This is a genomic window from Cupriavidus sp. P-10 (assembly GCF_003402535.2).
GTDB lineage: Bacteria > Pseudomonadota > Gammaproteobacteria > Burkholderiales > Burkholderiaceae > Cupriavidus.
In genome coordinates this window covers 2035864-2058481 of the sequence record NZ_AP025170.1, presented here as the reverse complement: position 1 = coordinate 2058481, position 22618 = coordinate 2035864, and the positions used below count along the sequence as shown (strand labels likewise).

Sequence of the window (22618 nt, the reverse complement as noted above, 5' to 3'; positions counted from 1 at the left end):
TTCTCCTTGTTCCAGTCTGATTAGTCCGGTGGTGAAAATTCAGGCGCGGCCGCTGTCGCGTCGATAATGCGCCAGCTTGTCTTCGTCGAGCGCGATCCCCAGCCCGGGCCCTTGCGGCAGGTGCAGCGCAAAGTCGCGGTACACCGGCCGCTCCAGCACGATATCGTCCTTCAGCAGCAGCGGGCCGAACAGCTCGGTGCCCCACGCCAGTTGCGGCAGCGTGGCAAAGCCGTGGGCGGCCGCGATGGTGCCGACGCTGCCTTCCAGCATGGTGCCGCCATACAGCGCGATGCCGGCCGCATCGCCGACCGCGGCGGTGCGCAGCATGCCGAAGATGCCGCCGGACTTGGCGATCTTCAGTGCGAACACGTCGGCGGCGCCGAGGCGGGCCAGTTCCATCGCGTCCTCGGGGCCGCACACGGCTTCGTCGGCCATGATGGGCACGACAAAGCGCGCCGCCAGCCGGGCCAGCGCGTTGCGCTGCTCACGCGGCGTGGGCTGCTCGATCAGGTCGATGCCGGCGGCTTCGAGCATGGCGATGCCGGTGGCGGCATCCGCTTCGTTCCAGGCCTGGTTGACGTCGACGGTGACGCGGGCACGGTCGCCCAGCGCGCGCTTGATCGCGGACACATGGGCCACGTCCTCGCGCACGCTGCGCCGGCCGATCTTGAGCTTGAAGGTGTCGTGGCGGCGCTCGGCCAGCAGGCGTTCGGCCTCGTCGATGTCGCGCGCGGTATCGCCGCTGGCCAGCGTCCACAGCACCGGCAGCGTGTCGCGCACCGCGCCGCCCAGCAGCGTCGACAGCGGCACGCCCAGGCGCTTGCCCTGTGCGTCGAGCAGCGCGGTCTCCAGCGCCGACTTGGCAAAGCGGTTGCCGCGCGCCACCTTGTTCAGCCGCGCCATGGCGGCGTGCACGTTGGTGGCGTCCTGCCCCAGCAACGCCGGCGCCAGGTAAGTGTCGATGGTCAGCTTGATGCCCTCGGGGCTTTCATCGCCATAGGACAGGCCGCCGATGGTGGTGGCCTCGCCGATGCCTTCCACGCCGTCGGCGCAGCGCAGGCGGACGATCACGAGGGTCTGCCGCTGCATGGTCGCCATGGCGAGCTGGTGCGGGCGGATGGTCGGCAGGTCGACCAGGATAGCCTCGATCGACTCGATGGCCGTGGAGCCGGATTGTGTCGCCACTTTCATACCTTCCTGATGCAGTTGAACGTTGCGTCGGAGTATGAAGGGCTGTTTTTCAGCTGTCCAAGACCGTTGGCGTCTGATTTGATACTTCAAAAGTATGGGTTGCCGCTGGCGCCTTATTCCTTCTGCGGGGGCAGGTAAGCCAGGCCTTCTCCAGTTCCTTGTAGGTCACGTCGCCCCGCTTCAGCCCGTAGACGCTGCTGGGCACCACCGAGATGCCTTCGCCCATCGCCACCAGCCCGAGCGCGATCTGCAGCTCGCGCACCTCATGCCAGGGCTGATGGCAAGCGCCTGAGTCCTCCGCTCAGGTGCGGGCGGGCTAACGTACGCTTGCCTATAGTGAACGCAGCCATGCAGCCAGCTGGTCCCCCAAGGCTGCAGTGGCAGCGGGAGACGAGCCATGCAGATTGCGTCGATCGACACCATCGTGCTGCGCGTGCCGTTCACGGTCGGCGGAGTCTCCGCCGCCGGCGTGTGGGGCGGGGCGGGGCTGCAGGCCGCCGATTCGCTGCTGGTCCGGGTGACCACTGACGACGGCATCGTGGGCTGGGGCGAAACCTTCGGCTTTATCGGCATCCCGATGGTCAAGGCGGCGCTCGACGAACTGCTGGCGCCGGCGTGCATCGGCAGGGATGCCACGCGGCCCGAGGCGCTGAGCCTGGACCTGCAGCGCCGGTTTCACGTCTTCGGGCGCAGCGGCGCCCTGATGTACGGGCTGTCGGCGCTCGATATCGCGCTGTGGGATATCTGCGGCAAGGCCGCCGGCATGCCGTTGCACCGGCTGCTGGGCGGCGCGCAGCGGGATCGCCTGCCGGCGTATGCCAGCCTGATCCGCTACGCCGACCGTGAGACGATCGCTGCCAACATGCAGCGCGCGATCGCCGACGGCTACCGCAGCGTCAAGCTGCACGAGGTCGACCTGGGCGTCATCAGGGCCGCGCGCGAGGCGGCCGGGCCGGATATCGAAATCACGCTGGATGTAAACTGCCCCTGGTCTCTGGCGGAGGCCATCGACATGGCGCGCGAACTGGCGCCGCTGGCGCTGCGCTGGCTCGAAGAACCGCTGTGGCCGCCGGAGAACTACGCAGGCCTTGCGGCATTGCGCCGGCAATGCGGCATTCCCGTTGCCGCAGGCGAGAATGCCTCGACGCTGACGGACTTCCACCAGATGCTTGGCGCTGGCGCGGTCGACGTCATCCAGCCAAGCCCGGCCAAGATGGGCGGCATCAGCCCGCTGCGCAAGGTGTTCGCGCTGGCCGAGGCGCACAACACGCAGGTGATGGTCCATACCTTCTATGACGGCCCCGGGCTGCTGGCCAGCATCCATGCCACGGCGGCGCTGGGCGATGCGCGCGCCATGATCGAATGGCGCTACTTTGACATGGAGGCCCCGGTGCTCGGCGATGCGGTGGTGCCGCGCGACGGGATGATCCGGGTGCCGGACGGGCCGGGGCTGGGTATCGATCCGGATCCGGAGGTAATCCGGCGCTACCAGGTCGGCTGAAAGGTTCACCCCGAACAACGCGCGCACCAGTTCCGTGCCTGTGTTGTGCTGGCAAGCCAACGCAGACAAAGTTGCTTGCGGCCCAACGGTTTCCGGGAAGTCCACGGCGGGTACCAACACCACGCCCATTCCGCCACACCCGCGCGCGAGTGGCCTGGCGACCTCGCCGGCTGTCGATTCCCGCGCCGCACACCCAGAATTGTCATGTAAGGCAGGTACGCTGCACATCCCGCAAGGCCTGGCAGCAAACTTGCTTGTTGATTGCATCTGGCCGACAGGGGACCTGCATCCGTTGGGAGAAGCCATGCATCAAGCACGCATCACCGCACACAAAGGGATTCTGGTTGTCGAACTGGTGCCTGACCAGGCGAACGGGGAAGGCACCTCAACCACCAACAAGCTCCGCAACCTGGCCACGGTCATCCATGACACAGGACGGCACCTGGGTGTTTCAGAAGAAGCCCTGGCGCTGCTGAAGATGGTGCAGCGTGGCCTCGACCGCATCGGCGACTTTGCCTGGTTCAGCAGTGACGACGGCAAGGATCATTTCGCCTGGCTGGGCGGCCCGAAGCGGCTGGTGAATCCCACGTCAGTGGCGGCTGCCCGGGACTACGAGATCCTTGCACACCGGGTCATTCCGAACCAGGTGCCGGACGGCGCCAGGATGGCGATCGAGACGAACTTCTGAGGGCCCCGGCAGTCGCGGCCTTCAGCGCTTGCCGCCGGCTTGCGCCGCGAACGTCCGCCATTCACGGAACACGTTGTCGAGGCACGCCGCGGTCTCGCAGCTGTCACGCTTCTTGCGGAATGCGGCGACTTCGGCCTCGGTGATCGTGCCGGCCTTCAGTTGCCGCTGCTGATCGGCATGGATGCGCTGGTAGCCCATCGAAAACAGCGCCGACTCGCAGATCAGCCGCTGCGAGGGCACGCGGCCCGCGGGCGCTGCCGACGGGTCGCAGTCGATATCGGTCGCAGCATGGGCGGTGCCGGCGAGCGCAAGGGCAACGGCGCCGATGCAGCAGGGCATAAAGCGGAGGCGGAAAAAGCGGTTCATGACGAGTTATGCCGCGGCACGGCCTGAAGGCGCCGTGGTGCCGAACTGCTTGCGGTAGGCGGAGGGCGAAATGGCAAAGGTCTGGGCAAAGTGCTGGCGCAAGGAAACCGCCGAGCCGAACCCGACCAGGCCGGCGATCACGTCGACGCTCTTGCTGGTGGTCTCCAGCAGGCGCTGCGCCGCGGTAAGCCGGTGGTTCAGCACCCACTGCGTCACCGTGGTGCCGGTCTTGGCCTTGAAGCGCCGGGTGAAATTGCGCCGGCTCATGCCTGCCTTGTCGGCCAGCAGGTCCAGCGTCAGCGGCTGTTCCAGGTGCTCGATGGCCCAGTCGAGCGTGGTGCTCAGCTTGTCGGCGCCGGCCGCCTGCGGCAGCGGCTGCTCGATGTACTGCGCCTGCCCGCCATGCCGGTGCGGCGCCACCACCATGCGGCGGGCCACGCGGTTCGCGACTTCCGCGCCGTGGTCGCGGCGCACCAGGTGCAGGCAGCAGTCCAGCGCGGCGGCGGTGCCGGCCGACGTGAGGATGCTGCCATCGTCGATATACAGCGAACGGCGGTCGAGCCGGACCCTGGTATAGCGCGCGGCGAAGTCATCGGCCCAGACCCAGTGGGTGGCCGCCGGCCGGCCGTCGAGCAGGCCGGCCTCGGCGATCACGAAGGTGCCCAGGCACAGCCCGGCGATGCGCGCGCCGCGGGCGCTGGCCGCCTGCAGTGCCGCCAGCAAGGCCGGCGAGGGGCGTTCCGCCGGGTCGCGCCAGGCCGGCATGATCACGGTATCGGCTTGTTCCAGCGCGCGGAGGTCGTGCTCGACCTCGATGCGGAAGCCCGACATGGTCCGGATCAGGCCGGTCTGCTCGCCGCAGATCAGCAGCCGGTAGCGCGGCACCCCCAGCATGGCGAGATCGTCGCCGAACACGATGCAGGGCACCGACAGGTGGAACGGGCTGATGCCTTCGAAGGCAATCACGGCGACGGTGTGCATCGCGTCCTCGCAAGCAGGGCTCTGAAAGTTGGCCCGATTCTAGCGGATGTTGTCCATCGGGACGCTTTCCGGGCGGCGGCAGTCGTTGGAAACTGCGTGCAGCGATGTGGCCCTGGCGGCAATCCCGCCAGGCAAGCGCGCTCTCCTTCCCATCACGAAGCAGACAACGAGATAACGAGGACAACGATGACACACCCGACGATCCGCACCCTGGCCGGTGCCAGCGCCCCGACCGCGATCGCAGCCGCCAGCACCGCGCTGCTGGTGATCGACTTCCAGAACGAATACTTCGACGGCAAGCTGCCGATCCCGGACGGCGCGGCCGCGCTAGGCAACGCCCGGCGCCTGGTGGCGCATGCGGACGCCGCCGGCATTCCCGTGTTCCACGTCCAGCACCTGGCGCCGGCGGGCAGCCCCGTCTTCGCGGAGCAGGGCGCCAGCGCGGCGTTCCATCAGGACCTGCAGCCCGCGGGCCACCACACCGTGGTGCAGAAGACTTCGGTCAGCGTGTTCCCTACCACCGACCTGGACCAGCGCCTCAAGGCCGCCGGCATCAAGACGCCGGTCATCACGGGGCTGATGACGCATGCCTGCGTCGCGGGTGCCGCGCGCGATGCGGTGCCGCTGGGCTACGGCGTGATCGTGGCGGAAGACGCCTGCGCGACGCGCGACCTTGACCGGGCCGGCGGCGTGGTGCGGCATCGCGACCTGCACCAGGCCGCGCTGGCGAGCATCGAGGACACCTTTGGCGATGTGCTGACGACGGAGCAGGTGCTCAGGCTGCCGGTGGCCTGACCGCGGGGATGGGCGGTCGCCTGCCTACTGTTGCCCGTTGGAATGTCCCTTGGCCAGCCGCATCGGATCCACCAGCCGGTCGAACGCTTCGCCGCTCAGCAGTCCCAGCGCGACCGCCGCTTCCCGCGGCGAGATCCCTTGTGCCTGCGCGAGCCTGGTGATCTGCGCCGCGCGGTCATAGCCCAATACCGGGTTGAGCGCGGTGACCGCCAGCAGCGGGTTGTCCAGGTTGCTGGCCAGCCGTTCAGGGTTCACCGCCAGTCCCTGCACCAGCCGCAGCGCAAAGACGTGCGCGCCGTCGGCCAGTACGCGGATCGACTGCAGCACGTTGTAGATCAGTACCGGCTTGGCCACGTTCAGTTCGAAGCTGCCGGAGGCGCCCGCCATCGTCACGGTGACGTGGTTGCCGGCGACCTGCATGGCGGCCTGCGCGACGACCTCGGCGATGGTCGGATTGCGCTTGCCGGGCATGATCGACGAAGTCAGGCCATCGTCGGGCAGCACCAGCTCGCCCAGCCCGCAGCGCGGGCCCGAGCCCAGCCAGCGCAGGTCGTTGGCCATCTTGGTGAAGGAAACGGCGACCACGTTAAGCACGCCCGACAGTTCGACCAGCGCATCGTGCGCGGCCATGCCCTCGACCTTGCAGGGATTGGGACGGAACGCCTGCCCCGTCAGCTCGCTGGCTTCCTCGCAAAAGGCCTGGGCGAAGCCCGCCGGCGCGTTCAGGCCGGTGCCGGCGGCGGTGCCGCCTTGCGGCAGCACCAGCAGGCGCGGCAGGGTGCCGCGTACGCGCTCGATGGCGTTGTCGACCTGCGCGGCAAAGCCGTCGAACGCCTGCCCCATGGTCATGGGCACGGCGTCCATCAGGTGCGTGCGCGCAATCTTGAGCACATCGGCAAAGGCCAGGGCACGCTCGCGCAGGGTGTCGCGCAGCAGCACCAGGGCAGGTAGCAGCCGGTCTTCCAGTTCCAGCACCGCGCTCAGGTGCATGACCGTCGGGAAGCTGTCGTTGGAGGACTGCGACGCGTTGACGTGGTCATTGGGATGCACCGGCGCGCGCGTGCCAAGCGGCTGGCCAAGCCGCTCGTTGGCACGGTTGGCGATGACCTCGTTGGCGTTCATGTTGGTCTGCGTGCCCGAGCCGGTCTGCCAGATGGTCAGCGGGAAATGGCTGTCGAAGCGGCCGCAGCGCAGCTCCGCGGCCGCGTCGACGATCGCCTCCGCGATGGCGGCGTCGATCGCGCCGCAACGCAGGTTGGCCCGCGCCGCCGCGATCTTGTGCACGCCGAAGGCATGCAGCAGGCAGTCGGGAAAGCGCTCTTCGCCGATCTCGAAGATCGCCAGCGCCCGCTGCGTCTGGGCGCCCCAGTAGCGGTCGGCGGGGATGTCGACCGGACCGAAGGCGTCGTGCTCTACGCGATATGCTGTCATGGTGTTCAGTCCAGCGTTCATTTCAGCGCTCAGTCCAGTGAGATATTGGCCTTGGCCGCCACTGCCTTCCAGCGCGTGATCTCGGCCTGGGTGTGCTTGCCGAGCGCGCTGGCGGTGTACTGCTCGGGCGGCAGCATCTGGATCGCCTGCGCCGTCATCTTGCCGGTAAAGGCCTTGTCGGCCATGACCTTCAGGTAGGCCTGCTGCATCTTGTCGATGACGGGCTGCGGCGTGCCCCTGGGCGCGTAGATGCCGTACCAGGTGCTGGCCTCGAAGCCGGGCAACCCCGATTCGGCAAGCGTGGGCACGTCCTTGAGCTGCGCCACGCGGGTCGCGGACGTCACCGCCAGCGGCCGCACCTTGGACTCGGTGATCTGCGGCAGCGCCGTATTGGTCTGGTCGAACATGCCGTCTACCTGCCCACCGATCACGTCGATCAGCGCCGGGCCGGCCCCCTTGTACGGCACCAGCGATACCTGCATGCCGGCCGACGCCGCGAACAGCGCGGCCACCAGGTGCGAGGTGGAGCCCATGCCGGCGTTGCTCAGGTTGAGCTTGCCCGGGTTCTTCTTGCCGAACTCGACCAGGTCGCGCACGGTCTTGGCGGGATGGTCCTTGCGCACCATCAGCACCATCGGCGTATCCGGGAAGCGGAACACGGGCGCGAAGTCCTTCACCGGGTCGTAGGACAGCTTCTTGTACAGCGCCGGCGCGGCGCCCATGTAGCCCATGTGTCCCACCAGCATGGTGTAGCCGTCAGCCGGCGCGCGCGCTGCCTTCGCCGTGCCGACGGTGCCGCCGGCGCCCGGCGAGTTGTCGATGATGATCGACTGGCCGACCTCGCGCGAGACCCGCTCGGCAATGGTGCGCGCCAGCGCGTCGGTTGGGCCGCCGGCGGCGAACGGGACGATCCAGGTGATCGGCTTGCTGGGCCAGGCCTGTGCCAGCGCCGGGGTGGCGGCCACGGCCGTGGCGAATGCCAGGGCCGCGCAGGCGGCCACTTTGCTGATGGGGTTCATGGGTTGTCTCCTTGATTGAATTTGATGATGTGTGCCGGCCTGCTGCCTCAGGCCGCGGATTGCTCGCGGGACAGCGCGACGGCGCGGTCGACCATCTGCGGCGCGAGGCCGAGGTAGTTGGCCGGATCGGTCATCCGGTCGATGGCGGCGCGGTCGAAATGCCTGGTGACGGCCGGCAATGCGGCCAGCGCGTCGGCCAGCGTGCCGCCGTGCTCGTTGACCGTGCGGCAGGCGTCGTAGACCACGTCGTGCGCCTGCTGGCGGCCGATATGCGGGGCCATCCCCATCATCACGGCCTCGGCCACGATCAGGCCGTTGGTGATACCCAGGTTGTGCTTCATGCGCGCTGCGTCGACGATCAGGCCGCCCAGCGCGAACCTGGCCTGGTGCAGCGCGCCGGCGGTCAGGATGAAGCTCTCCGGGATGGCGATCCATTCCGCATGCCACGGCCCGGTGGCGCGCTCGAAGTCCTGCACCATCGCGTCGACCATCAGGCCCGCGTGCTGGCGCACCGCCTTGGAAGCGGCCAGCATCAGCTCGCTGGATATCGGGTTGCGCTTCTGCGGCATGGTGCTGCTGGCGCCGCGGCCCTTGACGAAGGGCTCGTACACCTCGGCGAACTCGGTCGACGCCATGATCATGATGTCGAGCGCGATCTTGCCCAGCGAACCGGTGATGAGCGCGAGCAGGTTGACCGCTTCGGCAAAGCCGTCGCGCGCCACGTGCCAGGTGGTGGCCGGCACGCCCAGGCCCAGTTCCTGCGCCAGGGCTTCCTGCACGGCGAAGCCTTTGTTTTCGCCCGCCTTGCCGTCACCTTCTGCGCCCAGCGATGCCAGCGTGCCCGCTGCGCCGGCGAACTCGACCACGGCCACGCGCGGCCGCAACTCGGCCAGGCGCTGCTGGTGGCGGTCGAACATGGCCAGCCAGATCGCCGCCTTGTAGCCGAAGGTCACCGGCAGCGCCTGCTGCAGGTGGGTGCGGCCGGCCATCGGCGTGTCGCGGTGCTTGACCGCCAGGTCGGCCAGGATGCCGCGCAGCGCGCGGATATCGGCATCGACGCTGTCGAGCGCGTCGCGCACCTGCAGCGCGACTGCGGTGTCCATGATGTCCTGCGTGGTGGCGCCCCAGTGCACGTAGCGTCCGGCGTCGCCGCACATTGCCACCAGCTGGTGTACCAGGGGCAGGATCGGATAGCCGACAATGTCGGTTTCCTCGCGCATGTGGTCGAAGTCGATGCGCTCCAGGCGCGACTCGCGGGCGATGACCTCGGCCGCTTCCGCGGGGATGACGCCCACCCTGGCCTCGGCTTTGGCGAGTCCGACCTCGACGTCGATATAGCGCTGGATCAGGGCCACATCGGAGAAAATCTGGCGCATCCCGGCGGTACCGAAGGCATCGCGGAACAGGATCGAGTCAACAACGGTGCTGGCCGTGGGGGCAGAGAACAGGGTCATGTTGCTACCTTGAGGTGAAGAGGGCAGTTCGTTAATATGTTCGAACATATCCGTCATTAAATATGTTCGAACATATTTAGAAAAGGAGGGTAAACCCGCTTCCGACGAGGCCGCGGGCAGGCGGTCATGAGCAAAACCAATCCGGCAGAGATCAGCAGGCAACTTATCGAGGGCATCACATCCGGCCGCTACGCGGTCGGATCGCTGCTGCCCACCGAATTCGAGCTGTGCGAGCAGTACCAGGCCAGCCGCTACACCATTCGCGCGGTGCTGCAGGAGTTGCAGCAGCTAGGGCTGGTGTCGCGGCGCAAGAACGTGGGCACGCGCGTGGAATCGGCGCGGCCGCGGCCGGTGTTCCGGCCCTCGCTGGCGTCGGTGGACGACCTGATGCAGTTCGCCGCCGAGCACCTGCGCGTGGTGCAGTCGGTGGATGAGGTCGCGGTGACCGCCGAGGTGGCGGCCGAGATCGGCTGCGAGCCGGGTGCGCGCTGGCTGCGGATTTCCAGTCTGCGGATGGATGGCGGCGAGGACGGCACGCCGATGGCATGGACCGACATCTACGTGGATCCCGTCTATGCCGAGCTTGGCGAACTGGTGCGCGCGTCGCCGGACATGCTCGTCAGCACGCTGATGGAGTCGCGCTATGACCGGCAGATCGCGGAGATCCACCAGGACGTGCGCGCGTTTGCGATCGCGGATCGGCGTATGGCCGAAGCGCTCAGGCTGGAAGCGGGCGCGGCCGCGTTGAAGATCGTGCGTCGCTACCTGGACGCCGCCGGCGAGACCTTCGAAGTCTCGGTGACCGTGCACCCCGCCGACAGCTTTTCTGTTTCGATGCGCTTGCAGCGCTCGGCGGGGTAGGGATCAGCGAAGCCGGTAAGAAATGGTCCGTGCCTTCGCGATCGATGGCGCTCGACGACTTGCACCACCTTCGGCAGGCCGGCCGCGCGCCAAGCGAACGATGGCCTCCTGCGGCTGCCAATTTGCTAGTCAGCCTGAGCGCTTGCTAGCAGCTCCCTGCGGTAGCGGTTCAGGTCCTGCACCGGCTCCTCGAAGAACCAGAGGCTCATGAACGCCGAAAAGTCGGAATCGTGGCGGTTGTCACGCAGGAATATCTCGGTCGCGGGCAGGGCGGACCATTCCGTGATTCCGATTCGGTGAACAGGATTGTGTCGGTTCGTTGGGCCTGAAAAAAGTACCAAAAACCTGAAGAAATCGTGTACCACCCAATCGTGTAGCACCCGTCCAGCGTGTTGCCAGTGACCTGGCGCTAGGAGAATTTCCTGACCAGGTGTTGCAAGCGATCACAGGCGGCCGGCAGCTGATGTTCGATCGCTGTCGCAACACCGAGGAGTAGTCCCGATCGCTGCGTAGCCGCCGAGCAATACCACCCCGACAATGGGGCGGGCGCAAGCCCGTAGGCGTAGGCTTCCCGCGCGATCCTCTTGTCGTCGGCGCCATCGGGAAGCCTTGCCACCACGGCAAGCCCCGCCGCGTAGGCGTGGAATCCCCTGGATCTCACCGCGGCCAGCAGTGCCTGGCTGCGGCCCGCGTAAATGCGTTTCATGCGACGCAGGTGTCGAATATAGTGTCCATCCCGCATGAACTCGGCAGTCGCCATTTGCACTGCAGGTCCGGGTGCCGAAGCCAGGCACGCCACGGCTTCATCGAACCTGGCTAACAGGCCGGGCGGCACCACGGCAAATCCAAGCCGCAGCGTCGGACTGATCGTCTTGCTGAACGACCCGATATGGATCACCCGCCCCGCACGATCGAGCGACGCCAGTGCGGGAGCCGCGCGGCGTGTCAGTTGGAGTTCACCCAGGTAATCATCTTCGATGATCCAGGCACCCGTGCGTGTGGCCCATTCGAGGATTTGCACTCGACGCGCGAGCGACAAGGTCGGACCCAGCGGCGCCTGTTGTCCTGCGGTGACCAAAGCCACGGCGGCATCCGGTGCAAGCACTTCGCCGTAGCCGACATCCATGCCGTCTTCGTCTACCGGAATGGGCACCGTCGTGAGCCGGGAAATCTCCAATGCCCTGCGGCTGGGGAGAAAACCCGGGTTCTCGACCCATGCCTTCAGGCCTTCGGCCTGAATCACTCGCAGCGCCACACCGAGCGCCCCCGAACATCCCGCCGTAATGAAAACCTGCGAGGGCTGGCATTCAATGCCGCGTGCCAGGGCCAGGTGCGCTGCGATCTCTCGACGGAGTTCATGTTCGCCTCTCGGGTCTGGATACGCTGCAGGCGCTTCGACTTCATCGCGTGCCGCACGGGCTCGCAGCCGCGAGAACAATGTCGCCGGGAAGCAGTCCGATGCCGGCACGCCCATTTGAAAGACGGCGGGGCCGGGCAGGAAATGCTGGTACAGCTCGGATCGCAGATCGGACTCGATGGAACGCGCACGTTCCGTGATTGGGCTCGCCACGGCAGCATGCTCAGAGACTCTGGTTCCGCCAGCGCGGGATGAAACCACCAGTTGTGCATCGGTCAGCCGATCATACGCAGTCTTGACGGTGCCTCGAGCCACCCCAAGCTGTGCTGCTAGATCCACCCAGGAGGGCAGTCTGGCACCGGGAACGAGTACCCCCTTCTCAATGGCACCCGTGATGCCAAGCCGAATCTGCTCCGCCAGCGAAGTCCTGGATGCACGGTCAAGCTTCAGGGCCAGGGTTCTCATAGCGTCTGGTGCATAAAGAATTTGGATTTTTGGTTCTTTTTTATGAACCTGCGGGAGAGGATGATTCTAGTCTCCCAGGAGGTAAACATGAAACTTCAACGCATTCTTCTCGCGCTCGTGGCGGCTACGAGCATGGCCTTTGCCGGGGCTGCCGCTGCTCACACCGTCGGCGATACGGTCAAGCCGAATTTCTCCCGGGCGATTCCCAATATCCCGGGCAAGTCGCTCATCGCCGTGGAGGTCCTCTATCCGCCCGGAGGCGCTTCGCATCCTCATACCCATGCCAGGTCGTCATTCATCTACGCATACGTCGTCTCTGGCAGCGTCGCCAGCAAGGTGAACGACGAGCCGGAACGCGTGTACAGGGCGGGTGAAAGCTTCTTCGAAGAGCCGGGCTCACGCCATCCGGTGAGCCGCAATGCGAGCAAGACCAGGCCGGCAAAACTGCTCGCCGTGTTTGTCGTCGATTCAGACGACAAGGAACTGACCATCAACGACAAGTAGGAGTTTGAAATGAGACTGGATTACACCAAGGCATCGCCTGGCGGTGTGAAGGCATTTGGCGGGGTCTACGGCTATGTCATGCAATCGGGCCTCGAAGACGTCCTCGTCGAACTGGTCTATCTGCGCGTGAGCCAGATCAATGGGTGCGCCTATTGCCTGGACATGCATACCCGTGACCTGATCAAGAAGGGCATTACGCCCGGGAAGCTGGCGCTCGTGCAAGCGTGGCGTGAAGCGGGGCCGTTGTTCAGCAGCCGCGAACAGGCTGCACTGGCATGGACCGAGTCGGTCACCCGGGTGGCGGACACCCACGTGCCAGACGAGGACTTCAACGCCGCATCGGCGGCGTTCAACGAGAAGGAACTCGCCGACCTCACGATGGCTATTGGCCTGATGAACGCCTATAACCGGCTCGCCATCAGCTTCCGCCGCGCCCCCGAGTCCGTGCTGGCGGCGAAAGGCTGATTGGCCTTACCCCGTGACTGCCAGTGCGCGATCTATTGACGCGAAGTTTTGCGTTGCCGTGGCTGGCACGCCTCAGGGGACGGCACCTGGTGGCACATGGCGTGCAAGGAAACGGTCCAGCTGGCCAGCGAACGCCTTGCTGTCCTGTGGGGCATACGGCGCCGGTCCGCCGGTATCGATGCCCGAGGCGCGGAGCTGGTCCATCACTTCGCGCATCGTCACGCGCTCCTGGATATTCTCACGACTAAACCAGCTTCCTCGTGGGTCGAGCACATGGGCGCCCTTGTCCAGGGCAGCGGCGGCAAGAGCTATGTCCGCCGTAATGACGAGGTCACCGCTGCCAACCAGCTCGAGGATACGGTCATCGGCGACGTCGAACCCAGCCGGGACTTGCAGTGACTTGATAAAGCGGGAAGGCGGCGTGCGCATATACTGGTTCGCAACCAGCGTGACGCACACTTCGACACGTTGCGCGGCCCGATACAACATATCCTTGACGACAACCGGGCAGGCGTCTGCGTCAACCAGTACTTGCATCGCGGTACTTCCAATTGAGGGCGGGGTGCTCATGTTACCGCCTGCGGGCGTCAAGCAGGGAATGAACGTCGGCCGGCGGGCCGGAATCACTGTTTCGCCGGCGCCCGTCGCTGGGCAGGTGAAGTCCCTCTTGTTGCTACGACGCGTTGTCCACTCGATGTTGAGACGTGGCGGCGGATGAGATCAACTGGTTCAACCGGGCGAGGTCCGCAGGTTTAACCAGGTGGTGGTCGAAACCTGCCTGTCTTGCACGGTCAAGATATTCTTGCCCGGCGTATCCGCTAAGCGCGATCAGCATCGTATTGGCGAAATCCGGCATCGTGCGTAGCCTCCGGGCTACTTCGTAGCCGTCCATCTCCGGTAGCCCGATGTCGAGCAGGATGACGTCCGGCCGGAATTGCGCTGCGCCTTGCAAGGCCGATGGACCATCGCCGGCGACCTCGACCTCGTGTCCGTCGAGCCTTAATAACATCGCTGTGCTGTCGGCCGCATCGGAGTTGTCGTCCACCACGAGAATCCGCTTCGGCGCGGCCTGGGGAACGACCGGTTCCACACCCGTTGGGGCGCCTTGCTGCGTAATCGCTTGCGATAGCATCGGAAGCCGGACCACGAACGTGCTGCCCCGGCCAGGGCCATCGCTCGAAGCCTGCACGGTCCCATGATGCAACTGAACCAGTTGGTGTACCAGTGCCAGACCCAGCCCCAGACCCGCAGACTTGCGGTCCAGCGACGAATCTCCCTGCACGAAGATGGTAAAGATGGTGGGCAGGAAGTCCGCTGTCATGCCGATGCCGTTGTCGGCAACCGTCAGCACCGCGTTGTCGCCATCGTGTTCGACCGAGACCTTGATGAGGCCGCCAGGTGGCGTGTACTTGATGGCGTTGCCCAGCAGATTGGTCACAATCTGCTCGACCCGTATGGCATCGCCTTCGATCACAAGGGCCATTGACGGGGGCAGGGAAAGTACCAGCTGGTGCCGATGCGCGTCTATTTCCGCGCGCATCGTGTCAACGACGTGTTGCACAATCTCGGCCAGATCGAGGGGCTTTGGATTGAGCTTGATGATGCCGTGCGTTATGCGGGAAACATCCAGCAGGTCATCGACCAGGCCGATCTCGTGATCCAGCTGGCGCCTGGCCGCCGCCCGCGCCCGCCGTTGTGTCTGCGGGTCAACATTGTCACGCCCCCAGATCTCGAGACCATTGCCGATTGCCGCCAGCGGATTGCGCAGTTCGTGAGCCAGCATCGCAAGAAACTCGTCCTTCTGGTGATCGGCGGTCTCGAGTCGTTCCACCGCGAGCTGATGCTGGGTAATGTCCTCGATGGTCAGCAGGATCAGTTCATGCGCGCGCCCGCGAACCCGTGCGGCGTTCAGGCGCATTGTGCGCGTCCCAATGCGCGGGAAATCATGGGTGATCTGAAAATCCCGTACGACAATCCGCTCGGGCAGCAGCTTCTCGAGCAGCTCGCGCAGGCTGGGGATATTCCACTGTCCGTTACCCAGCGTGTAAAGGGAAGTGCCGATGGTATCGTCGGCGATGGTCTGGAAGGTGTGGTAGAAAGCGCGATTGGCCCGAGTCACACGCAGATCGGGTTCCAGCACGAGTAGCGGCTCGGACATGGTGTTGATGATCGCGTCGGCATAGTCGCGCGCGCGGACCACCTCGTCGTGCAGGGTCTTGAGTTCATGATTCCGATAGCGCAACTCGTCGTTGGTGGTCGACAGCTCCTCGTTCAGCGACTGGAGTTCTTCCTTGGCCGTTTCCAGCTCTTCGTTGGTGCTCTGGAATTCCTCGTTGCTCGAGAGCAACTCCTCTTCGCTGGACTTAAGCTCTTCGCGCGCGCTTTCATGTTCTTCGAGCATGGTTCGAATCTGCACGCGCATGGCGCTCAGTTCGGCGTTCAGTCGTGCGATCTCCTCATCTCTGGAGTCGGCCCCAAGGGCGGTAGCCTTGCGCCCCAGCCGTTGCCTCAACGTCTGCAACAGTAGCGTGATGAGTGTCTGCTGCCTGTCTGCCGCTACGCCGTCCCCTTGCGCCGTGCTCTCGAAGAAGACCAGGAACCAGCGCCCATCAACGCCGGTGGCCTGGACGGGTTGCACTTCGAGGCTCGCGACGGTTGACCCGCCAGCGCCGAGCCGCAAGCCGGTCTTGCGTACCGCCAGGCCTTCCTGGTGCACCTGCCTGATTGCCTCGCTGATGGCCAGGAAAACTTCGGGCCGTGCAAGTCGCTGGAGGTTGCTGGCGGGTGGGCCGCTGGGGTTGACCAGGTAGGCCGAGGTATCGCCGCTATATTCGATGATATTCAGATCGTCATCGCAAAGCACCGAGGCGGGCGCAAACCGCGCAAGCGTGATGCGATCGACTTCGGCGCGAAGCGGCGACACGCCGTCCGGCCTGGCTCGGCTGTCGGACACGTTCGCCGGACGTGTCTGGGACGACCGGACCTGCGTTGACGGCAGGCGCACCTCCGCAGGCGGCCGCAGCCAGGGTTTCTTGCTGTACAGTTTGCTGCGTTGGTTCTCGATGGTGCCAAAGAGGTCAGAGAAAGAGCCCACCGTTTCGGAAGGACCCAGCATCAGCACGCCTTCCGGCTTCAGCGCGTAGTGAAAGAGTGGCATCACGCTTCGTTGCGCTGGCGCACTCAGGTAGATCAGCAGGTTGCGGCAGCTCACCAGGTCCATCCGCGAGAATGGCGGATCGCTCAGCAAGTCATGACGCGAGAACGTGCAGACCTCTCTCACCGATTTGTCGACACAGTAATACTCGCCGTCGCGCACAAAGAATCGCGCCAGACGCTCGGACGACACGTTTCGCGCGATGTTTTCGATGTACCTGCCGGCACGCGCGGTCTCAAGCGCCTCCCCGCTGATGTCAGTACCGAAAAGCTGAATCGGCATGGTCGCCCACCGCTCACCCAGATACTCCAGCAGACAAATCGCAATCGAATAGACTTCCTCGCCTGTTGAGCATCCGGGCACCCAGATCCTGAGCGAGCCTTCAGGCTCGTTGGCAGCCACGAGCCGGGGAAACACGGTCTGCATCAGGGCTTCGAATGTTTCCGGATCGCGGAAGAACTCGGTTACCCGGATGAGCAGGTCTCGTCCGAGCGCCAGGGTTTCGGCTGGATCGGACTCGAGCACCGAGATGTAGTCTTCCACGGACATGAGTTGCCGCAATGCCATGCGGCGCGTCAGCCTGCGCTGGATGGTGCCGGGCTTATATCGGCTGAAATCGACGTTGCAGGTATTTCGAAGCAGGCGGAATATCGGGCGCAGGCTGCCGTTGGGAGCGGTCGGAGCGTCTGGCGCCTTGTCCGCAGACGCCCGCAGATGCGGATGCCGCCCGATCAACATCATCTCTTTGCCAATATCGCGTGGCGTAAGCACGCGATCGACGCAGCCGAGGCTGATCGCTGCGCGTGGCATGCTGTTGAAGAGCGCCGACGCTTCGTCCTGGGCGAAAGTGATGCCGCCTTCGCGCTGGATAGCCTGGAGCCCCAGCGCGCCATCGGAGCCGCTGCCAGAAAGGATCACGCCAATGGCATTGGGACCCTGGTCATCCGCGAGTGAGCTCAGCAGGTCGTCGATGGGCATCGGTGGCACTGATGCCTCACGCGCGCGCAGGCGGATGCTGCGCTGCGCAACCGACATGCTTGCGTTCGCAGGAATGACATATACATGGTCGGCTTCCACTTCCATCCCTTCGGCGCCTTCCAGCACCGGCATGGATGCGCGCTTGGCCAGGATTTCCGGGAGCAGGCTGGGCCGGGTGGGATCCAGATGCTGGACGACCAGAAATGCCATGCCGCTGCCAGCGGGTATCTCGGCGAGCAGTTCCGATATCGCCTCAAGTCCGCCTGCCGAGGCGCCGATGCCCACTAACGGAAAGGCTTTCGACGTCGCTTCGTTGGCCGCGGTGGCAGGATAGATCACGTTCTCTCCAATGATGAATAGATAGCGCTTCCTCGCTCCCATCCCGATGAAGAGGTTCCTTCCCCATCCCCTCTTGCGGATCATTCATCGCCCGAGCGACGCCGACGCTGGCCCTTCCAATGGCGTTTTAGTATGTGAGTGCGGCGGACGTAAGACGTTGATCCTCAACGGACAGCCGATACCCACCCTCTTCAGGCATTTTAGTTTGCCCAATCGGCCCCGCCGAGTTTGGGCGCCGGCTCGCGCGTCCCGGGTGCTTCATGGGCCATCGATCGAGACGGTGGCATGTAATGCAAAGTCGTTGGCATCCTTTGCATGGCGGTTAGCCCCCTGGCGCCGTTAGGCTACTCAACGTAGGCATGACGAAACTGACGCAGGTCCAGACGGGCCGCGTTGCCGGCATTGTCTCGTGTCGCGATGTTCTTGGAAGGATGTAGCCAGCATGACTTATTCGCTCTCGCGCGCCGACGTGGACAGCATTACCGAAGACGACGTGAAATGCAGCACCCTTAAATTGCTGCCGGGATGGGAAGACATCCCGGCGGATTTCCGCAACGGCAATCTCTACACCCGTCTGGCAGAGGCGCGCTTGCTCGACTACCAGCTACCCGGTATTTCGATTTCATTCCTGCCAGAGTTCGATGACGCCGCGGCTTGCCAGGCGATCGACCGTTGCATCACCGCCCATCTGAACGCCTTCGCGCCACGCCACCAGCACCGAATTGCCGGCGTGGGATACATGATCTCGAAGGTTTGCACGGTTACAAGCGACGGCTTCGAGAATCCCTGAAGCGCGGGCCTCGCCAGTTGAGCGGGGCCTCCGGCGGCGCTATGCTGAAGTGGGAGCGCCAGCGGACATGCACCATCCACACCTTCAGCCCGGCACGCTTCGGCCGGCTATCGTCCAACGGACAGCGCACGCCCTGCAGAGCGGGGCGTTATGTCCGATCGAAACCATCCAGACGGTAATCGAGGACGGCGGCGTGCGCTTCCGGGTGCGCGCGGTGTCGAGCCTGCGGAACAAGGACAAGGCGCGCAAGGCGCGCAATGCCGGCGGCAATCCGTTCCTGCCCTATGACGCTGAACTGTTTGTCTCGGATATCTCCGACGACCATGTGGCCCTGCTGAACAAGTTCAACGTCATCGAGCATCACCTGCTGATCGTCACCCGCTGCTTCGAACCGCAGGAATCACTACTGACCGTCCCGGATTTTGCCGCGCTGCTTGCCTGCATGGCGGAGTTCCCGAGCCTGGGCTTCTACAACGGCGGGGCCGCCGCGGGAGCGAGCCAGGCCCACAAACATCTGCAGCTCGTGCCGCTGCCTCTCGCCGAAGGCAGCCCGTTGCTGCCGATCGACTCCTTGCTGCAGTCGGCGCGAATCAGCGGCGCCCCAGGCGCCATCCGCGCCGTCCCGGGCCTTCCCTTTGCGCACGCATTCACCCCACTGGACCTGGTTGCGGCGCCACTGCACGAGCTGGCGCGCACGGCCTGCGAGCGCTACCGCGCCTTGCTCGACTCGGTTGGCGTGCGGACGCTGCATGTCGATGGCGCATGGCTTCAGTCGGCGCCATACAACCTGCTGGTCATGCCAGCCGGGCTGCTGCTGGTGCGCAGAGCCAGGGAGTGCGTGGAAGGCATCTCGCTCAATGCCCTCGCGTTTGCCGGCTCGTTGTTCGTCCGGGATGCGGCGCAGATGCAGGTGGTCGAGAGGCTTGGCCCGATGAATCTCCTCCGGCGTGCCGCGGCAGGCGGCGAGCGGGGTGGGGAGGGGGCATAGCTACGCCGTGCCCTGCCAACGCCACGCTATCTTGTAAGTAGATGTTATATACATGACGCTTACACCACATTCAAGCGTGAACGTCACTCCACTTCTGGTAAGTCCCTAGGGACTGAATTAGAACAAGTCCTCTAATCTTAGCGTTGGTCTTTGTGCGGTGCAGCAGGGGCCATAACCGTTTGGAAACCACGCTCGACCGGTGCCTTGTAGCCTTGCGGCAGGCGACACCCGGCGGCTACCAAGAGGCGAACCCAATCCATGTCCTTTTTTACCTCCGATCAGTTTGCGGCAGTCCATAAGAACAACCTGAACAATCTGGCCAAGCTGTCGAACACCACCTTCGAAGGGATCCAGAAGCTGACGGAACTGAACCTGCAGGCGGCCAAGGCAGCCATGGCCGATGGGCAGGCAATTCTGCAGGCCGTTTCGGCCAACAAAGATCTCGGGGATGTCCTCTCATTCCAAGGTAATGTGCAGCAGCCTGCTGCAGACAAAGCCATCGAGTACGCGCGTCACGTGTGCGACATCGCAACGCAGGCCCAGGCCGACCTGGCCAAGGCAGTTGAAGAGCAGTTCGAGCAGCAGCAGCGCAATGTGCAGGCCTTCGTCGACGCCTTCGTGAAGAACGCCCCGGCTGGTGCCGAAGGAATTTCCGCCACGCTGCAGGCGACATTAGATAACGCCACGCAATCCTACCGCGCCGCGCAAGCCATCAGCCAGCAGTTGGCCGGCCTGGCTTCCGCCACGTTCACCGTAAACCCCGGCGCGGCTACGGGTTCGGATCGCCAGCCAACGCAGCGCTAGTCTGCGAATCGAGAGCGGCGCTGGGCCGGCATAGCCGGTATCCATCCAGGAACAAGTTCGGTCATCGAACGGCTCCCCCTTGCTGCATGGCGCAGGGGCTGTAGCTGTTGGGATAAGCCGTTTCGGTCGGCCTGCCATTTCCGGCAGGCCAGGGGTCTTTTTACTTTGCAAAAGAGAGAATCAGCATGACGAAACGAATCGCGTTGGTTACCGGCGGCATGGGTGGCCTGGGAGAGGCCATCTCCATCCGCTTGCATGACGCGGGCTATACGGTGGCGGTCACGCATTCGCCGGGCAACACCAAAGTCCAGGAGTGGCTTGCCTCCATGGCTGCCGGCGGTCGCGAGATCCGCGCGTACGAGGTCGACGTGGCCGACTACGAGAGCTGCCAGGCAGGCATGGCACGGATCCTGGCCGAGCTCGGCCGCGTCGACGTCCTGGTGAATAACGCCGGCATCACGCGGGACATGGCGTTCAAGAAGATGGACAAGCCAAACTGGGATGCGGTGATCAGGACCAATCTCGACTCCGTGTTCAACGTTACCAAGCCCCTTTGCGAAGGCATGGTGGAGCGCGGCTGGGGCCGGATCATCAACATCTCGTCAGTCAACGGTTCCAAGGGCGCCTTTGGCCAGACCAACTATTCCGCGGCCAAGGCCGGCATGCATGGATTCACCAAGGCACTGGCCCTGGAGGTCGCCAGAAAAGGCGTGACGGTCAACACGGTATCGCCGGGCTATCTGGCCACCAAGATGGTGACGGCCGTGCCGAAGGAGATCATGGACAGCAAGATCCTGCCGCAGATTCCGATGGGGCGCCTGGGCAAGCCGGAGGAAGTGGCAGGGCTGGTCGCTTTCCTTTGCTCCGAGGATGCGGCCTACCTGACTGGCGCGAATCTTGCCATCAACGGCGGTCAGCATATGGACTGACGCAGGGAGGGGCAGTCTGTCGCTGTCAAGGCGGTGGACTGCCCCGCTCACGCCGCCCGCGCCAGCGCAACTGCCGCACGGGACCGGACAAAGTACCCGAGGCCGGCAATCACGGCTACCGCATAACCGGCGATATAGCCATAGACGGCGCCGCGCGCTCCGTGGTGCGGGATCATGATGAGGTCCACCACGATCATGGTGAACAGCACGAGGATCCATTTCTCGACCAGCCAGTTCGGCTTGCGCAGATAGATCACCAGCAACGACAGTGCCGCATCCGCGAACACCAGTCCGGCCGCCATCGCGGAAAGGCGCAGCAGGTCTGCCGCTGCCTCATAGTGGTCGCCGTAGACCAAGGCAATGACCCAGGGTGCGCAGTAGGCGAGCACTGCGCCTCCCGCCGCCCCCAGGGCGACCATGCCGGCGGCGACGTAAAGCACATTGCGCCGTACCAGCGCCAGGGTCGGCTGGGCATAGATCATCAATGGCGCCACCGAACTTGCGACGATGGTGCTGAGCATCATGAAGTTGTCCAGAATCTGCATCGAGGCGGCATAGCCGCCAAGTTCGAACAGGGAAATGTGTGGCCTGAGCAGGAGCTGGTCGACGCGCTTCGCGCAAAGCATCAGCAGCATGCTCGCCCAGAAGACCGTGCCGTCGCGCAGCAGCCGCCTCGCCAGTGACCAGTCGATGCTTACCGCCACGCGGGGGGCGCGCTGGCGGTAATAGCGGGCAAGCAGCACGGCACCGAGCATGGCCTCCGCGGCGAAAGCCCAGGCAAAAACCGGGGCAGAGTCCGAGCCGGCCATATAGAGCACCGAGACACCCACCATCCGGAAGGCAAGGCCCATCATGCCGAAAACGACCGCGGGGCGACTGTCGGTACGCGCCTGCAGCCAGGCACGGACCGCGCTGAAGGGTTCGCCCAGCAACATGGGGATGCCAAAGATCATGGCGGCCAGGACAATGGCCTTGTCCTCTTCCGTCGTCGCCACGACAACCACGAGCAGCAGATAGCCGGTCACCGCGGCAATTATGCGTAAGCCGAATACATGGGCCAGCAGCTTGTGCTGCGCGGCCGGTGCCGGGTTGGCAACGAGACGGGGGATGACCTCTTCATCGCAACAGATCAGGGCGATCGCTGACGCAATCAATACCAGCGACTGCGCGTACTGAAACTCGGCAAAGCCCTCAGGCCCGACAGCGCGTGCGATCAGGGCGATGCTGACGATGCCAAGCAGGACCTGCAAGCCACGCTCAAGAACCAGCCAGAGCATGTTGCGGGCGATTTGCATACGCATTGCCAGGTCTCTCCGAGAATGGTGTCAGTAAGTGCTTCGCGGGCATGACCGCAGGGAGTTTCTGCCGTCCGGCCGCGGGTGTCGTGTCATCAGTGCGGAAATCCACGGCGGCCGCGTCGGACCAACGCCCGGATCGCCGGATGCCTGCACAGGTGTCGGGGATTCTGACATGCGACGTACTGCGCGCACTGTTGCGCTCCGCACACTGGCGGCTGCCATGCACAGGCCATATGTGCGCCAAAAGGTCCTTTGCCTGC

20 protein-coding genes and 2 pseudogenes are annotated in these 22618 nt (G+C 64.8%); 10 read left to right on the top strand and 12 right to left on the bottom strand.

Annotated elements, in window-relative coordinates:
* Positions 1-39: 39 nt before the first annotated feature.
* Together CTP10_RS09460 and CTP10_RS09455 are read right to left on the bottom strand one after the other, a co-directional pair.
* Positions 40-1191 carry a muconate/chloromuconate family cycloisomerase gene (locus CTP10_RS09460; RefSeq protein WP_116320526.1) on the bottom strand — a complete coding sequence of 384 codons (1152 nt, stop codon included), beginning with the start codon at positions 1189-1191 and terminating at the stop codon, positions 40-42.
* 127 nt (positions 1192-1318) lie between these two features.
* Positions 1319-1459, bottom strand: a pseudogene (locus tag CTP10_RS09455) (LysR family transcriptional regulator); the annotation flags it as partial.
* A 129-nt stretch (positions 1460-1588) separates the two neighbouring features.
* Between CTP10_RS09455 and CTP10_RS09450 the strand changes: the two are divergent.
* Both CTP10_RS09450 and CTP10_RS09445 read left to right on the top strand, forming a co-directional pair.
* Positions 1589-2692, top strand: a complete 1104-nt coding sequence (locus tag CTP10_RS09450) for a mandelate racemase/muconate lactonizing enzyme family protein (protein WP_116320527.1) — start codon at positions 1589-1591, stop codon at positions 2690-2692.
* A 304-nt stretch (positions 2693-2996) separates the two neighbouring features.
* Positions 2997-3380 carry a hypothetical protein gene (locus CTP10_RS09445; RefSeq protein ID WP_116320528.1) on the top strand — a complete coding sequence of 128 codons (384 nt, stop codon included), beginning with the start codon at positions 2997-2999 and terminating at the stop codon, positions 3378-3380.
* 21 nt (positions 3381-3401) lie between these two features.
* On the opposite strand, the gene CTP10_RS09440 is transcribed toward CTP10_RS09445, so the two are convergent.
* Both CTP10_RS09440 and CTP10_RS09435 read right to left on the bottom strand, forming a co-directional pair.
* Positions 3402-3746 (bottom strand): hypothetical protein, encoded by a 345-nt coding sequence (locus tag CTP10_RS09440; protein ID WP_442875075.1) that lies wholly within the window; start codon positions 3744-3746, stop codon positions 3402-3404.
* 6 nt (positions 3747-3752) lie between these two features.
* Positions 3753-4727 (bottom strand): GlxA family transcriptional regulator, encoded by a 975-nt coding sequence (locus CTP10_RS09435; RefSeq protein WP_116320529.1) that lies wholly within the window; start codon positions 4725-4727, stop codon positions 3753-3755.
* 186 nt (positions 4728-4913) lie between these two features.
* Here CTP10_RS09435 and CTP10_RS09430 point away from each other — a divergent pair, with 186 nt between their 5' ends.
* Positions 4914-5522 (top strand): cysteine hydrolase family protein, encoded by a 609-nt coding sequence (locus CTP10_RS09430; protein WP_116320530.1) that lies wholly within the window; start codon positions 4914-4916, stop codon positions 5520-5522.
* Between the two features lie 24 nt (positions 5523-5546).
* Here CTP10_RS09430 and CTP10_RS09425 read toward each other — a convergent pair whose 3' ends face one another.
* The 3 genes from CTP10_RS09425 to CTP10_RS09415 are packed head-to-tail and all read right to left on the bottom strand — an operon-like array spanning position 5547 to position 9426.
* Positions 5547-6953: a class II fumarate hydratase gene (locus CTP10_RS09425; protein WP_116320562.1), complete on the bottom strand. Its 1407-nt coding sequence runs from the start codon at positions 6951-6953 to the stop codon at positions 5547-5549.
* A 29-nt stretch (positions 6954-6982) separates the two neighbouring features.
* Entirely contained in the window at positions 6983-7972 is a 990-nt protein-coding gene (locus CTP10_RS09420; protein WP_116320531.1) for a tripartite tricarboxylate transporter substrate binding protein BugD, read from the bottom strand.
* Between the two features lie 47 nt (positions 7973-8019).
* Positions 8020-9426 carry a class-II fumarase/aspartase family protein gene (locus tag CTP10_RS09415; RefSeq protein ID WP_116320532.1) on the bottom strand — a complete coding sequence of 469 codons (1407 nt, stop codon included), beginning with the start codon at positions 9424-9426 and terminating at the stop codon, positions 8020-8022.
* A 126-nt stretch (positions 9427-9552) separates the two neighbouring features.
* On the opposite strand from CTP10_RS09415, the gene CTP10_RS09410 reads away from it, so the two are divergent.
* On the top strand, positions 9553-10287 hold the full coding sequence (locus CTP10_RS09410) for a GntR family transcriptional regulator (RefSeq protein WP_116320533.1): 735 nt from the start codon (positions 9553-9555) through the stop codon (positions 10285-10287).
* A 185-nt stretch (positions 10288-10472) separates the two neighbouring features.
* Here CTP10_RS09410 and CTP10_RS09405 read toward each other — a convergent pair.
* Both CTP10_RS09405 and pdxR read right to left on the bottom strand, forming a co-directional pair.
* A pseudogene (locus CTP10_RS09405) lies at positions 10473-10574 on the bottom strand (ferritin-like domain-containing protein); the annotation flags it as partial.
* A gap of 122 nt (positions 10575-10696) precedes the next feature.
* Positions 10697-12109, bottom strand: coding sequence for a MocR-like pyridoxine biosynthesis transcription factor PdxR (gene pdxR, locus CTP10_RS09400; protein ID WP_116320534.1), 1413 nt, complete (start codon positions 12107-12109; stop codon positions 10697-10699).
* An 87-nt stretch (positions 12110-12196) separates the two neighbouring features.
* Here pdxR and CTP10_RS09395 point away from each other — a divergent pair, with 87 nt between their 5' ends.
* Together CTP10_RS09395 and CTP10_RS09390 are read left to right on the top strand one after the other, a co-directional pair.
* A complete protein-coding gene (locus CTP10_RS09395; RefSeq protein WP_116320535.1) occupies positions 12197-12613 on the top strand; it encodes a cupin domain-containing protein in 417 nt (138 codons plus the stop codon).
* A 9-nt stretch (positions 12614-12622) separates the two neighbouring features.
* Positions 12623-13078 carry a carboxymuconolactone decarboxylase family protein gene (locus CTP10_RS09390; protein WP_116320536.1) on the top strand — a complete coding sequence of 152 codons (456 nt, stop codon included), beginning with the start codon at positions 12623-12625 and terminating at the stop codon, positions 13076-13078.
* 72 nt (positions 13079-13150) lie between these two features.
* Here the strand turns inward: CTP10_RS09390 and CTP10_RS09385 are convergent, their stop codons facing one another.
* Together CTP10_RS09385 and CTP10_RS09380 are read right to left on the bottom strand one after the other, a co-directional pair.
* Positions 13151-13615, bottom strand: coding sequence for a YaiI/YqxD family protein (locus CTP10_RS09385; RefSeq protein WP_116320537.1), 465 nt, complete (start codon positions 13613-13615; stop codon positions 13151-13153).
* A 136-nt stretch (positions 13616-13751) separates the two neighbouring features.
* Positions 13752-17549 (bottom strand): chemotaxis protein CheB, encoded by a 3798-nt coding sequence (locus CTP10_RS09380; protein ID WP_158577673.1) that lies wholly within the window; start codon positions 17547-17549, stop codon positions 13752-13754.
* Between the two features lie 442 nt (positions 17550-17991).
* Here CTP10_RS09380 and CTP10_RS09375 point away from each other — a divergent pair, with 442 nt between their 5' ends.
* From CTP10_RS09375 to phbB, 4 genes are all read left to right on the top strand, one after another.
* Positions 17992-18339: a hypothetical protein gene (locus CTP10_RS09375; RefSeq protein ID WP_199414615.1), complete on the top strand. Its 348-nt coding sequence runs from the start codon at positions 17992-17994 to the stop codon at positions 18337-18339.
* Between the two features lie 67 nt (positions 18340-18406).
* Positions 18407-19327 (top strand): ATP adenylyltransferase family protein, encoded by a 921-nt coding sequence (locus CTP10_RS09370; protein WP_116320539.1) that lies wholly within the window; start codon positions 18407-18409, stop codon positions 19325-19327.
* Between the two features lie 258 nt (positions 19328-19585).
* The gene (gene phaP, locus CTP10_RS09365; protein ID WP_116320540.1) at positions 19586-20131 is read left to right on the top strand and encodes a TIGR01841 family phasin; all 546 of its coding nucleotides are present in this window, start codon (positions 19586-19588) and stop codon (positions 20129-20131) included.
* Between the two features lie 185 nt (positions 20132-20316).
* Positions 20317-21060 carry an acetoacetyl-CoA reductase gene (phbB, locus tag CTP10_RS09360; protein WP_116320541.1) on the top strand — a complete coding sequence of 248 codons (744 nt, stop codon included), beginning with the start codon at positions 20317-20319 and terminating at the stop codon, positions 21058-21060.
* A 47-nt stretch (positions 21061-21107) separates the two neighbouring features.
* Here phbB and CTP10_RS09355 read toward each other — a convergent pair whose 3' ends face one another.
* Complete coding sequence (locus CTP10_RS09355) at positions 21108-22355, bottom strand: oligosaccharide flippase family protein (protein ID WP_233528178.1); 1248 nt, start codon at positions 22353-22355, stop codon at positions 21108-21110.
* Between the last annotated feature and the right edge of the window lie 263 nt (positions 22356-22618).

Bases quoted from the DNA above. Each gene is read 5' to 3' on its own strand.
- CTP10_RS09410 (WP_116320533.1), top strand. From the start codon at position 9,553: ATGAGCAAAACCAATCCGGCAGAGATCAGCAGGCAACTTATCGAGGGC.
- CTP10_RS09425 (WP_116320562.1), bottom strand. From the start codon at position 6,953: ATGACAGCATATCGCGTAGAGCACGACGCCTTCGGTCCGGTCGACATC.
- pdxR (WP_116320534.1), bottom strand. From the start codon at position 12,109: ATGAGAACCCTGGCCCTGAAGCTTGACCGTGCATCCAGGACTTCGCTG.
- phaP (WP_116320540.1), top strand. From the start codon at position 19,586: ATGTCCTTTTTTACCTCCGATCAGTTTGCGGCAGTCCATAAGAACAAC.
- phbB (WP_116320541.1), top strand. From the start codon at position 20,317: ATGACGAAACGAATCGCGTTGGTTACCGGCGGCATGGGTGGCCTGGGA.
- CTP10_RS09355 (WP_233528178.1), bottom strand. From the start codon at position 22,355: ATGCAAATCGCCCGCAACATGCTCTGGCTGGTTCTTGAGCGTGGCTTG.
- CTP10_RS09450 (WP_116320527.1), top strand. From the start codon at position 1,589: ATGCAGATTGCGTCGATCGACACCATCGTGCTGCGCGTGCCGTTCACG.
- CTP10_RS09435 (WP_116320529.1), bottom strand. From the start codon at position 4,727: ATGCACACCGTCGCCGTGATTGCCTTCGAAGGCATCAGCCCGTTCCAC.
- CTP10_RS09415 (WP_116320532.1), bottom strand. From the start codon at position 9,426: ATGACCCTGTTCTCTGCCCCCACGGCCAGCACCGTTGTTGACTCGATC.
- CTP10_RS09390 (WP_116320536.1), top strand. From the start codon at position 12,623: ATGAGACTGGATTACACCAAGGCATCGCCTGGCGGTGTGAAGGCATTT.
- CTP10_RS09375 (WP_199414615.1), top strand. From the start codon at position 17,992: ATGACTTATTCGCTCTCGCGCGCCGACGTGGACAGCATTACCGAAGAC.
- CTP10_RS09395 (WP_116320535.1), top strand. From the start codon at position 12,197: ATGAAACTTCAACGCATTCTTCTCGCGCTCGTGGCGGCTACGAGCATG.
- CTP10_RS09460 (WP_116320526.1), bottom strand. From the start codon at position 1,191: ATGAAAGTGGCGACACAATCCGGCTCCACGGCCATCGAGTCGATCGAG.
- CTP10_RS09430 (WP_116320530.1), top strand. From the start codon at position 4,914: ATGACACACCCGACGATCCGCACCCTGGCCGGTGCCAGCGCCCCGACC.
- CTP10_RS09445 (WP_116320528.1), top strand. From the start codon at position 2,997: ATGCATCAAGCACGCATCACCGCACACAAAGGGATTCTGGTTGTCGAA.
- CTP10_RS09385 (WP_116320537.1), bottom strand. From the start codon at position 13,615: ATGCAAGTACTGGTTGACGCAGACGCCTGCCCGGTTGTCGTCAAGGAT.
- CTP10_RS09420 (WP_116320531.1), bottom strand. From the start codon at position 7,972: ATGAACCCCATCAGCAAAGTGGCCGCCTGCGCGGCCCTGGCATTCGCC.
- CTP10_RS09440 (WP_442875075.1), bottom strand. From the start codon at position 3,746: ATGAACCGCTTTTTCCGCCTCCGCTTTATGCCCTGCTGCATCGGCGCC.
- CTP10_RS09370 (WP_116320539.1), top strand. From the start codon at position 18,407: ATGCACCATCCACACCTTCAGCCCGGCACGCTTCGGCCGGCTATCGTC.